10 protein-coding genes are annotated in these 13,743 nt (G+C 64.9%); 5 read left to right on the top strand and 5 right to left on the bottom strand.

All coding sequences use genetic code 11. From position 1 onward, the window contains the following. Positions 1-10: 10 nt before the first annotated feature. The 3 genes from LB552_RS17270 to LB552_RS17260 all read right to left on the bottom strand — a co-directional run bounded on the left by LB552_RS17270 (position 11) and on the right by LB552_RS17260 (position 4,390). A complete protein-coding gene (locus LB552_RS17270; RefSeq protein ID WP_224547325.1) occupies positions 11-1,279 on the bottom strand; it encodes an SAM-dependent methyltransferase in 1,269 nt (422 codons plus the stop codon). 402 nt (positions 1,280-1,681) lie between these two features. Beyond that, entirely contained in the window at positions 1,682-3,097 is a 1,416-nt protein-coding gene (locus tag LB552_RS17265) for a pilus assembly protein (protein WP_224608616.1), read from the bottom strand. A 423-nt stretch (positions 3,098-3,520) separates the two neighbouring features. Then, positions 3,521-4,390: a transglutaminase-like domain-containing protein gene (locus LB552_RS17260; RefSeq protein ID WP_224608614.1), complete on the bottom strand. Its 870-nt coding sequence runs from the start codon at positions 4,388-4,390 to the stop codon at positions 3,521-3,523. 172 nt (positions 4,391-4,562) lie between these two features. On the opposite strand from LB552_RS17260, the gene LB552_RS17255 reads away from it, so the two are divergent. After that, complete coding sequence (locus LB552_RS17255; protein ID WP_224608611.1) at positions 4,563-5,228, top strand: HAD-IA family hydrolase; 666 nt, start codon at positions 4,563-4,565, stop codon at positions 5,226-5,228. Between the two features lie 382 nt (positions 5,229-5,610). Here LB552_RS17255 and LB552_RS17250 read toward each other — a convergent pair whose 3' ends face one another. Next, on the bottom strand, positions 5,611-5,832 hold the full coding sequence (locus tag LB552_RS17250) for a DUF1674 domain-containing protein (protein ID WP_224602057.1): 222 nt from the start codon (positions 5,830-5,832) through the stop codon (positions 5,611-5,613). Positions 5,833-5,950: 118 nt separating this feature from the next. On the opposite strand from LB552_RS17250, the gene htpX reads away from it, so the two are divergent. From htpX to purH, 4 genes are all read left to right on the top strand, one after another. Then, positions 5,951-6,988 carry a zinc metalloprotease HtpX gene (gene htpX, locus LB552_RS17245; RefSeq protein WP_224608608.1) on the top strand — a complete coding sequence of 346 codons (1,038 nt, stop codon included), beginning with the start codon at positions 5,951-5,953 and terminating at the stop codon, positions 6,986-6,988. Further along, complete coding sequence (locus LB552_RS17240; RefSeq protein ID WP_411966198.1) at positions 6,985-8,361, top strand: RsmB/NOP family class I SAM-dependent RNA methyltransferase; 1,377 nt, start codon at positions 6,985-6,987, stop codon at positions 8,359-8,361. The genes htpX and LB552_RS17240 overlap by 4 nt, the downstream gene beginning before the upstream one ends. Positions 8,362-8,487: 126 nt before the next feature. Beyond that, positions 8,488-10,233, top strand: a complete 1,746-nt coding sequence (locus LB552_RS17235; protein WP_411966195.1) for a heparinase II/III family protein — start codon at positions 8,488-8,490, stop codon at positions 10,231-10,233. A 110-nt stretch (positions 10,234-10,343) separates the two neighbouring features. Continuing rightward, the gene (gene purH / locus LB552_RS17230) at positions 10,344-11,960 is read left to right on the top strand and encodes a bifunctional phosphoribosylaminoimidazolecarboxamide formyltransferase/IMP cyclohydrolase (protein ID WP_224608603.1); all 1,617 of its coding nucleotides are present in this window, start codon (positions 10,344-10,346) and stop codon (positions 11,958-11,960) included. A gap of 188 nt (positions 11,961-12,148) precedes the next feature. Here purH and LB552_RS17225 read toward each other — a convergent pair whose 3' ends face one another. After that, positions 12,149-13,528, bottom strand: a complete 1,380-nt coding sequence (locus LB552_RS17225; protein ID WP_224608600.1) for an MFS transporter — start codon at positions 13,526-13,528, stop codon at positions 12,149-12,151. Between the last annotated feature and the right edge of the window lie 215 nt (positions 13,529-13,743).

The raw sequence follows: 13,743 nt of genomic DNA, 5'->3' as shown, positions 1-13,743 counted from the left end.
CGGGTCGGGTCTACCGGTACAAATCCGCCCGTGTCGGCGGCAGGCCGCTCGGGCCGCGGGCGCGCCTGGTGGCGACGGTCTGGAAAATCTGCGCCGAGGCGCGCTCGAAGGTGATCGAGCAACCCGTCAGATAGAGCAGCCACAGCCGCGCCTTGGGCTCGCCGACCTCGGCGACCGCCTCGTCGAAGCGTGCACTGAGGCGCTCCGCCCACAGGCGGCAGGTTTGCGCATAATGCTCGCGCAGGTTTTCCACGTCATAGACCAGGAAGCCGTGCGCCTCGAGATTGCCGAGCGTCATGCCGATCGTGTCGAGCTCGCCGCCGGGAAAGATGTATTTGATCAGGGCCTTGTATTCCGGCCCCTTGCGCAGGGTCTTCTTCAGGTCGCCCTTGCTGCGCCGGGTGATGGCGTGGTGCAGATAGATGCCGCCGGGTTTCAGCAGGCGATGGACAGTCGAGAAATAGGCAGCGTGGTTGGCGATCCCTAAATGCTCGAACATGCCGATCGACGAGATCTTGTCGAAGCTGCCGGAGAGCTCGGCATAGGACTTTATCTCGATGGTGATGCGGTCCTGCAGCCCCTCGGCGCGAATGCGCTCGCGGGCAAGCTCGGTCTGGGCCTGCGACAGCGAGACGCCGTGGCCGACGACGCCGTAATGCTTCGCTGCATGGATCAGCATCGCGCCCCAGCCGCAGCCGATGTCGAGCAACGTTTCGCCCGGCTTCAGCCTGAGCTTGCGGCAGATATGGTCGAGCTTGTCGATCTGCGCCTGGTCGATGCCGTTGGCGAAATCCCTGAAATAGCCGCAGCTATAGACCATGCGCTCGTCGAGGAAGAGCCGATAGAAGGCGTTCGAAATGTCGTAATGGTGCTGGATCGCCTCCTTGTTCGACCCGCTGACATAAGGGTTGCGGCCGGAAAGATCGCTGCGCGCCGTCATTTGTTTGCGCGAGAAAAGCACCGCCGGCAGGTCGCGCAAAATCGCCAGCTTCGGCAGCGATCTGAGCTTCGTCTTGAGCTTGCCTTGCGAAGGCAGCGCGTAGAAATCGAACAGCGTGCCGTCTTCGATGTCGATGGTCTTGGAAATCCACATCTCGACCAGCGTCGAGAAGCGCGGCCGGCGCAGCAATTGCCAGACGATATCCTGGTCGTTGATGGTGAGCACGGGACCGCCGGCGGGACCGATGCGCTCGCCGGTCCAGAGCTTGACCGCGAAACCCGGTTTCAGCGTCTCGACGACCGTTCGTGCGATCCGCGCGGCTTTGTCGGCGGCGTCCATTCTCACCTCCCGATGCGTCGAATGCGGGCCCTCCCGGGCGCCACTGTCATCCAACTGGCCTGCGTAGCGCAATCCCGATCTGTTGCCCAAAAACACCGCGGGCAGGGATTTCCCGCCTGCCATTCCGTTGCGGCACCTTGCCATTTGCCGCGACGCACCCCATCATCTGTGTGTGTTCAACGAACTGAAAGGAGGTGATCCGATGTCGAGTGATTTCGTTTTCCATAACGTGAGCTCAGCGGATTGCACTTTCGGGAAGCAGTCTTCCCGTTAAGGCGCGAGACGCGCGGCAGGTAGCCCGATGGGGTTGCCGCCGGAAGCCGCGTCATGGACGGAAACACGGAAGGCCGCCGGCTTCGTCAAGAAGCGGCGGCCTTTTCCTTTTGAGGTCGGCGCTGCAGGTCAGCGGCTGATTGTAAGCTTTTCGATATTGCGGCTGATTTCGCCGAAGGCCTGTTTCAGTTCGGCGCCGTTGGCGGCCTCGTAATAATGCTTGAGCGGCGAGGTGTCGTCAGTCGCGCAGTCCTTCAACAGCGACTTGGCCTGATCGCGTTCGGTCGCGGACATAGCCGGGTCGTTGAGATCGAAGCCGATGGTGAATATCTCGATGCCGTCGCGTTTCATGTTATCGCAAATGTTTTCGGCATTGGCGCGCGACTTTTGACCTTGATCCTGCGACCGCGACGCGCCGCGTCCGCCGACAAAGGCGGTGTTGAACTGGCCGTCCGTCATCAGAATGGCGATCTTGGCCACCCTGTTCCGATCGAAGTTGGCGGGGCCGGCACCCAGGCGGGCGCTCGAGATTGCCGTGCGCCAGGATGGCGAGAGCATGTAGTAGCCCCATTGCGCGGCAATGCCGCCTGCGGTCACGCCCCCAGCCTGAAAATGATCGATCGCCGTCAGCAGCTTGTCCTCATCGGCAGTCAGCGGAACCAGCGCAGCCGTAGGGCATAGCGTCATGCGGTAGTCGCGGTTGACTTTGGCCAGATAGATCTTGCCCTGGTTGTCCCGGCGTTGCGTGTAGGGCCCGTCCGATGAATAATCGGCGTAGCCGTCCTTGTCCTTGCGCTCGGTTGCGCAATGATCGGAGACCGTAGCGGAAACCGCAACCGGAGCATCGATCGGCGGCGGCACTTTCGGCCCCGTCTCGGTCTCGACGAAGACGGTATCGGCCAGGCCGGCGGTGTTGACGGCTTCGGCGTAGGGTATGATCGATACCCGAATCCGGGGATCGTTGGGATCCCGGTTTTGATCCAGGAGATCCTTTACCGTCTGTGATGCGGCTGCCTGCAGGTCGCCGATCTTGTTGGTCTTGGTGCGCCAGTCGGGCCTCATCGAACCGGTGACGTCGAGCATCATCGCCACCTCGACGGTCTTGTCGGAATAGAGCGCCGAGGTCGAGGCGGTCACGCGGCGCATGGTGCTGGTGCTGAACAGCGGAAAATAGAGGCCGACATCGACATGCGCATCCGCCTGTACGGTGTTGGCCGTCCTGTTGACCGTAAGCCTGTCGAGCACGATCTGGTTGGCCTGCAGGATGCCGGCCGTGCTGTTGGCGTCGAGAAACGCCTGCACCGTTTTGTTGGCATCGGTTTCCGTGATGACGCCGAGGGTGAGATCGCGGGCCGTCGAGGTCACGGCGGCGTCGACGACGCCCTGCAGGCTCGACCTCGCATTGTAGAGTTGCGAGATATTGACGGCGAATCCCACACCCAGCGCGAGGACCGATGCGGCAGCTCCGAACAGTACCGCGAAATTGCCTTCGCGGTTGCGGGCAAAGCCGTCCACCCCACGAACGACACCTCTGAACTGCCGCATCCCTTCCGCCTCCACTGTCCGCGGCACCGTGCCGCTCGGCAGAGGCGTTGCAGGATTTCGGCCAGAAGCCGCCGTAAGGCGATTAACAAGAGGTTAATCCGTTGTTTTTGCTGACTTTCGGCAAATCTGAAGGTGAACCGGAAGTAAACGAAAATGCCTTGGAAACGCGACCTTCATGAAGCGCTTACCATAGTCTTGAAGACTGTCGCGGTCGTTCTCTCTTCGGCACAATCGAACTGTGCCGAAGCGGGTCAGCGGCTCCGGTGAAACATGGCGCAGCGCAGGGTCTGTTGAGATTCGGGTCAGCCGAGTCGAGAAGGGCGGCTTCCGAGAACCGGAGCGGAGCGTGCTTAAAGTACGTGAGCACCGGAAGCGCAGGAGGCCGTCCTTCGCAGGCCGGCCTCACCTGAATATCGACAGAACCTACCCCAGCATCTGCGCGCTGGCCGTCCGATCGACGCCGTGATGCGGGGGATTGAAGCGGTTGCCTTCCTGCTCGTAGGTCCAGACCTTGAACAGGGTGAGCCGGTGCGGGCCGAAACTGTGCAGCAGCGGCACGTCGGTGGCGTCGCGGCCGCGCGCGATGACGACGCGGCCGATGCGGGGCCGGTTGTGGCGCGGATCGAACGTGTACCATTTGCCGTCGAGGTAGACTTCCATCCAGGCCGAGAAATCCATCGGCGCCGGGTCGGCCGGCACGCCGATATCGCCGAGATAGCCGTTCACGTAGCGCGCCGGAATGTTCATGCATCGGCAAAGCGCGATCGCCAGATGCGCGAAATCGCGGCACACCCCGACACGCTCCTCATGCGCCTGGGCCGCCGTGCGTGTGGCGCGCGCATAGCCGTAGCCGAAGGAAAGCCGGCTGTTGACGTAATCGACGATCGCCTGGACGCGTGCCCAGCCGGGCGGCAGCTGGCCGAAAAGCTGCCAGGCGGCGTCGCTGAGATGGTCGGTCTCGCAATAGCGGCTGCCGAGCAGATAGACCAGCACATCGTCCGGCAGTTCCGCGACCGGCGTTTCGTGCGCCAGCGTGTTCACCTCGTCGGTCTCGCCGCTGTCCTCGACCGCCGCGTCATAGAGGATGCGGAAGTTGCCTGCCGGCGCCGTGAAACGACGGCAGATATTGCCGTGGCGGTCGCGATAGGTCCGGGTCGGCACCGAGGGCGAGGTCAGAACCCGCGTCTGCCGCTTGATGTCGGCATGGCGGTCCGGATGGATGTCGAGAAGCGAGATGATCGGCGTCACGGCCGCGCATTCGATGGCGATTTCATAGCCGAGCCGGATCAGCATCGCATGCCCCCCTTGATGATTTTGGAAAGACTGCCCGTTCAACGCCGCGAGCCGGAGCTTGTTCCCGTGCCGGGATGAAATGGTGGGCCTCTCGCCTTCTCAGGCGGTGCCGGCCGGTCTAAACTGGGCTTTGCGTTTCGCCCCTCCCGAAAACGATTCTCCAGGACATTCGATGTTTGCAGGCTCAAAATTCGCTGCCTTCCTGTTCGACATGGACGGCACGGTGCTCAACTCGATCGCCGCGGCGGAACGGGTGTGGGCAAAATGGGCGGAGCGTCACGGCCTCGACGTGGCGAGCTTCCTGCCCACGATCCATGGCAAGCGCGCGATCGAGACGATCGCGGGACTGAAGCTGCCGGGCGTCGACGCCGTCGCCGAAGCCGATGCGCTGCTCAAGGCCGAGGCGGAGGACCTCGAAGGCATCGTCCCGATTCCTGGTGCCATCGCGTTTCTGCAATCGCTGCCGCCGGAGCGCTGGGCGATCGTCACCTCGGCGCCGCGCGAACTGGCGCTGCTGCGCATCGAGGCGGCCGGTATTCCGGTTCCCGCCATGATGGTCACGGCGGAAGATGTCACTCATGGCAAGCCGGCGCCGGACTGCTTCCTGCTGGCGGCAAGCCGTCTCGGCGTCGAGGCGCGCGACTGCCTGGTCTTCGAGGATGCGCCGGCGGGCATCGCGGCAGGCGAGGCCTCCGGCGCGTCGGTGGTGGTGATCAGCACCACGCATGTCCACCCGCTGGTCACGCCGCACCCGACAATCCGTTCCTATGACGAAATCGGCATTGTGGTCGACGATACCGGTTTTATCGCGTTGTCGCCGACACGGGCTGCGGCCTAGTAGCTCGTACAGGGACTTTGACGGATTGCAGGCTGTCAGCAGGCGAGATTTTCACCGTTCGTTTCGATTGGCCGAACGCCCATCGCGATCGTCATTCTATGGCGGAGCAAGGAGCGAAGCGACGCGCGCAGACCATAGAATCCATTCCGTGACGTCGAGGCGTTGCCACGGCGCGGAATTCTGCTTCGCTGCGTTCCTCGGCCAAGGTCACGGAATGGATCCTCGGGTCTGCGCTCCGCTTCGCGTCGCTCCGCCCGTGGATGACGACGTCACGGAGGCTTCGGCCAATCGCCAAGGTGTGGCTGATTCCGCGCCTACGCATGCAATCTGCGTGACCACTATCCGCCCGGTCAAGATTTCCGCGCTCGGGAACCGGTTCTCGTCAGAAGTCGCTGGCGAGGCCTTTCACCTCCCAGTCGCCGTAGCGGCCAGGCTCCTTGCCGCCGCGGCCGCCGATTTCCTTCGGGATCGCCGCTTCCGCTTCTCGGTAGAGCTTGCGCCTGGCCTCGGCTTCAGCCAGCGCCCGCTGTGCTTCCGGCGTCAGCGTCTTTTGCGGCCTTTCGCTGGCGTCCGCAGCTTCGGTTTTGCCTGGCTCTTCGATCATGCGATAAGTCCTTGCCGATTGAAACGGGAGCGACCGTTTCCCATCATATAGCCATGACGACAGAAGGATCGACCCCTATTCGCCACCTCCTCCGCCATCAGACCAGACGGATGAAACGATGAACACGCTTCGCACCGCCATACTTCTCGCCGCGATGACGGCGCTGTTCATGGGCGTCGGTTATCTGATCGGCGGCTCGGGCGGCATGGTCATCGCGCTTCTGATCGCCGCCGGCACCAATTTGTTCAGCTATTGGAACGCCGACAAGATGGTGCTGTCGATGAACCGCGCCGTCGAGGTCGACGCGAAGAACGCGCCCGAATATTACGCGATCGTGCAGGCGCTGGCCAAGCAGGCCGGCCTGCCGATGCCGAAGACATATCTGATCGACAACCCGCAGCCCAACGCCTTCGCCACCGGCCGCAATCCGGAAAATGCTGCCGTTGCGGCGTCCACCGGCCTGCTCGAGCGGCTCTCCCATGAAGAGGTCGCGGCGGTGATGGCGCATGAGCTTGCCCATGTGCAGCATCGCGATACGCTGACCATGACGATCGTGGCGACGCTCGCCGGCGCCATCTCGATGCTCGGCAATTTCGCCTTTTTCTTCGGCGGCAGCCGCGAGAACAACAATCCGTTCGGCTTTATCGGCGTGCTTGTAGCGATGATCGTTGCGCCACTCGCCGCGATGATCGTGCAGATGGCGGTGAGCCGCACCCGCGAATACGAAGCCGACCGGCGCGGCGCCGAGATCTGCGGCAACCCGTTGTGGCTGGCTTCGGCGCTCAACAAGATCGCTCGCGGCGCCGAACGGATCCCCAATGAGGATGCCGAGCGCAATCCGGCGATGGCGCATCTTTTCATCATCAATCCTCTGCATGGCGAGCGCATGGACAATCTGTTCTCGACCCACCCGAGCACCGAGAACCGCATAGCCGCGCTGCAGGAGATGGCGCGCGCGATGGGTGGCGCATCGCCGGTCGCCCGGCGCCGGGCTTCTCCGCCACCCATTCAGCCCGAGGAGCCGTCGGCGGGGCCATGGGGCAAGCCGGCGGACCCGCCGCCAGCGGAGGCTGAGCCGGCGCCGCCAAAGCCCAATCCCTGGGGCCGCAACCCGACCGGACCGCGCAATGTCCGGTCGAAGGGTCCCTGGTCGTGACGCCGCCGAGGCGCGGACAGTTAGGCAATCCGCAACACAGGGCTGGTGACGAGAACGTCGCCGGCCTTGCCGCACGCAAGGCGGCGGCGCGGCTGCTTGCCGCCGTCATCGATGCCCGCACGCCGCTCGACGGGTTGACCGATAACGAGCACGGCCATCCGCAATACAAGGCGCTGGACGGCCGCGACCGGGCGCTGGTGCGCGCCATCCTGGTCACGGCGCTGCGCCACCGCATGACCATTGCCGGGCTGCTGTCCAAGCGCCTGGAAAAGCCGCTGCCGGCCAATGCCACGGCGCTCTCGCATATCCTCAATGTCGCCGCCGCGCAGATCCTGTTTCTCGATGTTCCCGACAGCGCCGCGGTCGACCTTGCCGTCACCCACGCCAAGTCCGATCCGCGAACGCTGCGTTTCTCCGGCCTCGTCAACGGCGTGCTGCGTTCGCTGGCGCGCGCCAAGGAGGCTGAGCTTGCCCCGGCGCTTGCCGCCACCAGCGAGGCGCCCCAATGGTTCTCCGAGCGGCTGACCGCTGCTTACGGAGCCGACAAGGCGCGAGCCATCCTTGCCGCCCATCGCCACGAGGCGCCTGTCGATTTCACCGTCAAGGCCGATCCGGCGCTCTGGGCCGAGCGTCTCGGCGGCATCGTGCTGCCGACCGGCACCGTGCGCGTCGAGAAGCTTGCTGCCAATGTCATCGACCTCCCCGGTTTCGCCGATGGCGCCTGGTGGGTGCAGGATGCGGCGGCAAGCCTGCCGGCACGCCTGTTCGGCGACATCAGAGGCCAGCGCGTCGCCGACCTGTGCGCCGCGCCCGGCGGCAAGACGGCGCAGCTTATCCTGGCCGGCGCCGAGGTGACCGCGATCGACACCTCGAAGAACCGGCTGGCGCGGCTCAGTCAGAATCTCGAGCGCCTTGGCCTGACCGCCGAGCTCGTACAGACCGACCTCCTAGATTACCGGCCGGCACAATTGTTCGACGCCGTGCTGCTCGATGCGCCCTGCTCCTCGACCGGCACGGTGCGCCGCCACCCCGACGTGCCATGGACGAAGACCATGGCCGACGTCGAAAAGCTCGCCGACCTCCAGGGCCGGCTGCTTGCCCATGCCGCTACCCTCGTCAGGCCCGGCGGCCGGATCGTCTTTTCCAACTGCTCGCTCGACCCGATCGAAGGCGAGGAGCTTTATCGCGATTTCCTCGCCGAGACCTTCAGTGTGGTCGCCGACCCGATCCGGCCCGGCGAATTTGCTGGCGTCGATCCGTTTCTGACCCTGGAGGGTATGTTGCGCACCACGCCGGCCGACCTCGCGCTGGAAACGCCCGGGATTTCAGGCCTGGACGGCTTCTTTGCCGCGCGGATGAGACGGGCCGATTGAGACGTTATCTCATAAAATTTGCTGACTTTTTTAGCGACGGCACGGGCAAGGCGGCGTGAAGCGGTTCACTTCGGCGAAATCCGCCTTCGCATAAGTTCTTGAATCGCATAAGCTTGTGCTTGGGTTATGGGGACATCAGGAGGGCTATTGGCACTTGTTGCCGGCAGCACGACGCGTCTTTGGACGCTTGTCGCGAGGGAGTTCTGGCGCAAAACGCGTCGGCGCCTCCGCGCCGGGCCGATCTATCGCTGGCGCTATTCCGGCCGCACGCCCGAACGCGTCCTGATCGCCCCGCCGGATCTGCGGCTTGCCGATCCGCAGATCGCGCTGGAGATCTATTACGGCCGCTACCCGCTGTCCGGCCATTTGGTCGAGACCGGCGGCAAGTCGCCTTTTCAGCTCGACGTGCCCAATCGCGGCTGGCAGAAATCGTTGCATGGCTTCCGCTGGCTGCGCCACATGCGCGCCACCGGCACCGAGCTCGCCGCCGCCAACGCGAGAGCCCTGGTGACCGACTGGATCGCCATGCATGGCAACCAGATCTCCGGCATCGCCTGGGAGCCGGGAACGACGGCCAAGCGGGTGATCGCCTGGCTGCAGCACTCCTCGGTGGTGCTGCAGGGCGCCGAATTCCCTTTCTATCGCGCGTTCCTGAAATCGCTCGCCGTGCAGATCCGCTATCTCCGCTCGATGGTGCGCGAGATGCCCGATGGCGAGGCCAGGCTGCGCGCCCGCATCGCGCTCGCCTTCGCCGCGCTGTCCCTGCCGGCGCCGGCCTCGGCGCTGCGTGCCGCGACACGCAACCTGGCCGAGGAGCTCGAGCATCAGATCCTGCCCGATGGCGGCCATATCTCGCGCAAGCCGATGGCGGTGCTCGAGCTGCTGGCCGATCTTCTGCCGTTGCGCCAGACCTATGCCAACCAGGCCGAGGCGCCGCCGTCGGCCTTGATCGGCGCCATCGACCGGATGTTGCCGGCGCTGCGTTTCTTTCGCCATCAGGACGGCAGCCTTGCCCGCTTCAACGGCATGGGCGCCACCATCCACGACCGCATCGCCACCATCATGCGCCATGACGACACGGTGGGCGCGCCGCTGCTGCACGCGCCGCATTCCGGCTACGAGCGCCTGTCGATGGGCGGCGTGACGGTGATCGCCGACACCGGCCTGCCGCCGCCGGTCGACGTCTCCAACGCAGCACATGCCGGCTGCCTCGCCTTCGAGCTCTCCTCCGGGCGCCAGCACTTCATTGTCAATGCCGGCATCGACACTTATGGCGCCCCGGAATTCCGGCCGCTGGCGCGCGCCACCGCCGCGCATTCGACCGCGACGCTCAACGACACCTCGTCGGCGCGCTTCAGCCACTCGCTGCGCGTCAGCGACCTGTTGGGATCGCCGCTGATCGGCGGCCCGCAGCATGTGCCCTGCAAGCGCCTCGACCAGAAGGGCATGCAAGGCTTCGTCGCCCGCCATGACGGCTATGTCCAGCAGTTCGGCTTCCTGCATGAGCGCGAGTTGAAGCTGACCAGCAACGGCAACGTGCTTGCCGGTCGCGATCGTTTCCTGCGCCCGGGCAATGCCGCGATCCGCAACAACGGCCGCGACTTCGTCACGGTGCGCTTCCACATCCACCCCGACATCAGCCTGCTGCAGGACGACCACGGCCGCCTGACGCTCGCCGGCGCGCAGGGCGACAGCTGGGTCTTCACCTGCGCCGAAGTGGTGCCGGAGGTCGAGGAATCGATCTACTTCGCCGGATTGGGCGGCCCGCGCCGCAGCCGGCAGATCGTGCTCGCCTTCAAGGCCTCGGAAATTGCCGAGGTCCACTGGCAGCTGACCCGCACCGTTATTTCCGGCTATTCCGAAAACAACTGAGGCTGGCTGGCAAACGGCTGCGCGCCTGATCCCGGACTCACTTGATTTCCGGGGCTCATATGCTAGGGCCGGCCAACGTACCTGCCAACAGCTCTGAAAGGCCGCCCGCCATGGCCGTGCCCACAAAAAACATTCCGCCGCCTGACCTCGTTCCGGTGCGCCGCGCGCTGCTTTCCCTCTTCGACAAGACAGGCCTGGTCGATTTCGCCAAGGCGCTCGCCGCCGCCGGCGTCGAGCTGGTCTCGACCGGCGGCACGGCAAAGGCCCTCGCCGGGGCGGGCCTGGCAGTCCGCGACGTCTCCGAGCTCACCGGCTTTCCCGAGATCATGGATGGGCGGGTGAAGACCTTGCATCCGTCGGTGCATGGCGCTCTGCTCGGCATCCGCGACGACGCCGAGCATGCCAAGGCGATGCACGACCACAACATCGAGCCGATCGATCTCGTCGTCTGCAATCTCTATCCGTTCGAGGACGTCCGCCGCTCCGGCGCCGGCTATGCCTCGATCGTCGAGAACATCGACATCGGCGGGCCGGCGATGATCCGCGCCTCGGCCAAGAACCACGCCTACGTCGCCATCGTCACCGACCCGGCCGACTATGCTTCCGTCGTCAACGCGCTGGAGATGAATCTGGGCTCGCTGTCGCTCGATTTCCGCAAGATGCTGGCGGCCAAGGCCTTTGCCCGCACCGCCACCTATGACGCTGCGATCTCCGGATGGTTCGCCGAGGCGCTGGAGATCGAGCACCCGACATGGCGCGCGTTCGGCGGCCGGCTCGACCAGGTGATGCGCTATGGCGAGAACCCGCATCAGGGCGCAGGCTTCTACCTGTCGGGAGACAAGCGGCCGGGCGTGGCAACGGCAAAGCAGTTGCAAGGCAAGCAGCTCTCCTACAACAACATCAACGACACCGACGCCGCTTTCGAGTTGGTCGGCGAGTTCGATCCGGCGCGCTCGGCGGCGGTCGCCATCATCAAGCATGCCAACCCCTGCGGTGTTGCCGAAGGCTCATCGCTCAAGGCGGCCTACGCCAAGGCGTTGGCCTGCGATCCGGTCTCGGCCTTCGGCGGCATCGTCGCCATCAACCGCATCCTTGACGCCGAGGCGGCGGAAGAGATCGTCAAGACCTTCACCGAGGTCATCATCGCGCCCGACGCCACCGACGAGGCCGCCGCCATCGTCGCGGCGAAGAAGAATTTGCGCCTGCTGGTCACCGGCGGCCTGCCCGATCCCCGCGCCGCCGGCACGACGGTGAAATCCGTCGCCGGCGGACTGCTGGTGCAAGGCCGCGACAATGCGGTCGTCGACGATCTCGAGCTCAAGGTGGTGACGAAGCGCGCGCCGACGCCGGCTGAGATGGCCGACCTCAAATTCGCCTTCCGCGTCGCCAAGCATGTCAAGTCCAACGCCATCGTCTATGCCAGGGACGGCGCGACCGTCGGCATCGGCGCCGGCCAGATGAGCCGCGTCGATTCCTCGCGCATCGCCGCCCGTAAGGCGCTCGACGCTGCCGAAGCGGCCGGCCTCGCCGAGCCGCTGACCAAAGGCTCGGTCGTCGCCTCGGACGCCTTCTTCCCCTTCGCCGACGGCCTCTTGTCGGCAATCGAAGCCGGCGCCACGGCAGTCATCCAGCCCGGTGGCTCGATGCGCGACGAGGACGTCATCGCCGCCGCCGACGCGCACGGCATCGCCATGGTGTTCACCGGCGTAAGGCATTTTAGGCATTAGCGCCTCTTCCTTCTCCCCTTGTGGGAGAAGGTGTCGCCGAAGGCGACGGATGAGGGGTGCTCCAGGGGATGAGGCGTGGGCGATTGCAGCTTTCGACGGGCATGTTCGCCAAGCTGGAGCACCCCTCATCCGTCTCGGCGCTCCGCGCCGATCCACCTTCTCCCACAAGGGGAGAAGGAAAAGTCGCGCTACCTCTTCGGCTTATCCGCCGGATAGGGTGTCCCCGCCAGGATCGCCATGCCGATGCCGAGGAACAGGATGATCGCCGCCATGCCGAGCCGGGGCGAATCGCTGATGGTGGTGATGCTCGCCACCATGAACGGCGCCAGGAAGCTCGTCGCCCGACCAGCCAACGCATAGATGCCGAAATAGCGGCCGGACTCGGCGGCGGTCACGCTGCGCGCCATGTAGGACCGCGACGAGGCTTGCACCGGCCCGAAGGCGAGCCCGATCAGCAGGCCGTAGAGGATATAGGCTTTCTCGGCCGCTGTGCCGAACAGGCCGCCGGAATCGGCGGTCGGCAGCGGGATCAGGCCGAGCAGCGTGAAGCCCGGTCCGGTGGAGACGACGCCGATGGTGGCGACCGACAGCATCACCAGCGCGATCATCACCACATGCTTCGAGCCCAGCGCTGTATCGAGCCGCGCCGCGATCCAGCAGCCGAAGATGGCGACGATGTTGAGAATGATGCCGAACAGGCCGATCTCGGTGATCGACCATTGAAACATCCCGGCCGCGAACGTGCCGCCGAGCGCCAGCAGCGCATTGACGCCGTCCTGATAGATCATGCGGGCCAAGAGAAAGCGCAGGATGCCGCTGCGCTGGCGCACTTCCACCAGGGTGGACTTCAGCTCGGACAGGCCCTCGCGCACCGCCGGGCCGATCGGGATCCCCTTGGTGGCGTCCGGCGTGAATAAAAACATCGGCAGGATGAACAGGAAATACCAGCCGGCCGACATCGGCCCGGTGAAGCGCGCGTCCTCGCCGAGTTTCGGATCGAGTCCGAACAACGGATCAAGGCCGATGAGCGTCTTGCCGGTCTCGAGATTGCCGGCCAGGAACAGCACCACGAAGATCAGCGCGATCATGCCGCCGAGATAGCCAAGGCCCCAAGCCATGTTGGAGATCCGGCCGATCTCTTCCTTCGGCACCAGCCGCGGCATCATGGAATCGTTGAACACGGTGGAGAATTCGGCCGCCACCGAAGCCAGCGAGAACAAGAGCACGACCAGGAAAAGGTTGGAGCCCGGCGCCGCGAACCACAAAAGCGTGAGGCTGGCGATCTTGATGGCCGCGAAAAAAGCGATCCACGGCTTGCGCGGTCCGGTCTGGTCGGCGATCGAGCCGAGCACCGGCGACAGCACCGCGATGACCAGGCCCGCGGCGGCAATGCCGTAACCCCACGCGGCCTGCCCGGCAGTCGGATCGCTCGCCATGCGCGAGACAAAATAGGGTCCGAAGATGAAGGTCGTGACGACGGTGAAGAAAGGCTGCGCCGCCCAGTCGAAGAACATCCAGCCCCAAATGCCGCGCCCCGATGCCCGCTGCACTGTCTCTACCGCCACCATGCTGATTCCCCTGGCACCGCTCGCGTCGGGCGCCATGTCTGCATGTTTTCAGGCACCGATGCAAACGGACAAGCGCCGGGTTCCTCGCCCCACGCAGTGGGTTACGCTATGCACACATCTTCTGTGACTGGCGCGACTGATCAGGCCGAGGCTTGATTGCCACGTGGTTCCCCCAATCCGTCGCTGCTTCGCAGCGCCACCTTTCCCCCCTCCGG

This window comes from Mesorhizobium sp. CA7, assembly GCF_020165015.1.
Classification (GTDB): Bacteria; Pseudomonadota; Alphaproteobacteria; order Rhizobiales; family Rhizobiaceae; genus Mesorhizobium.
Note: the sequence above shows the minus strand (reverse complement) of the source record. Positions and strands in the feature narration are given on the sequence as shown.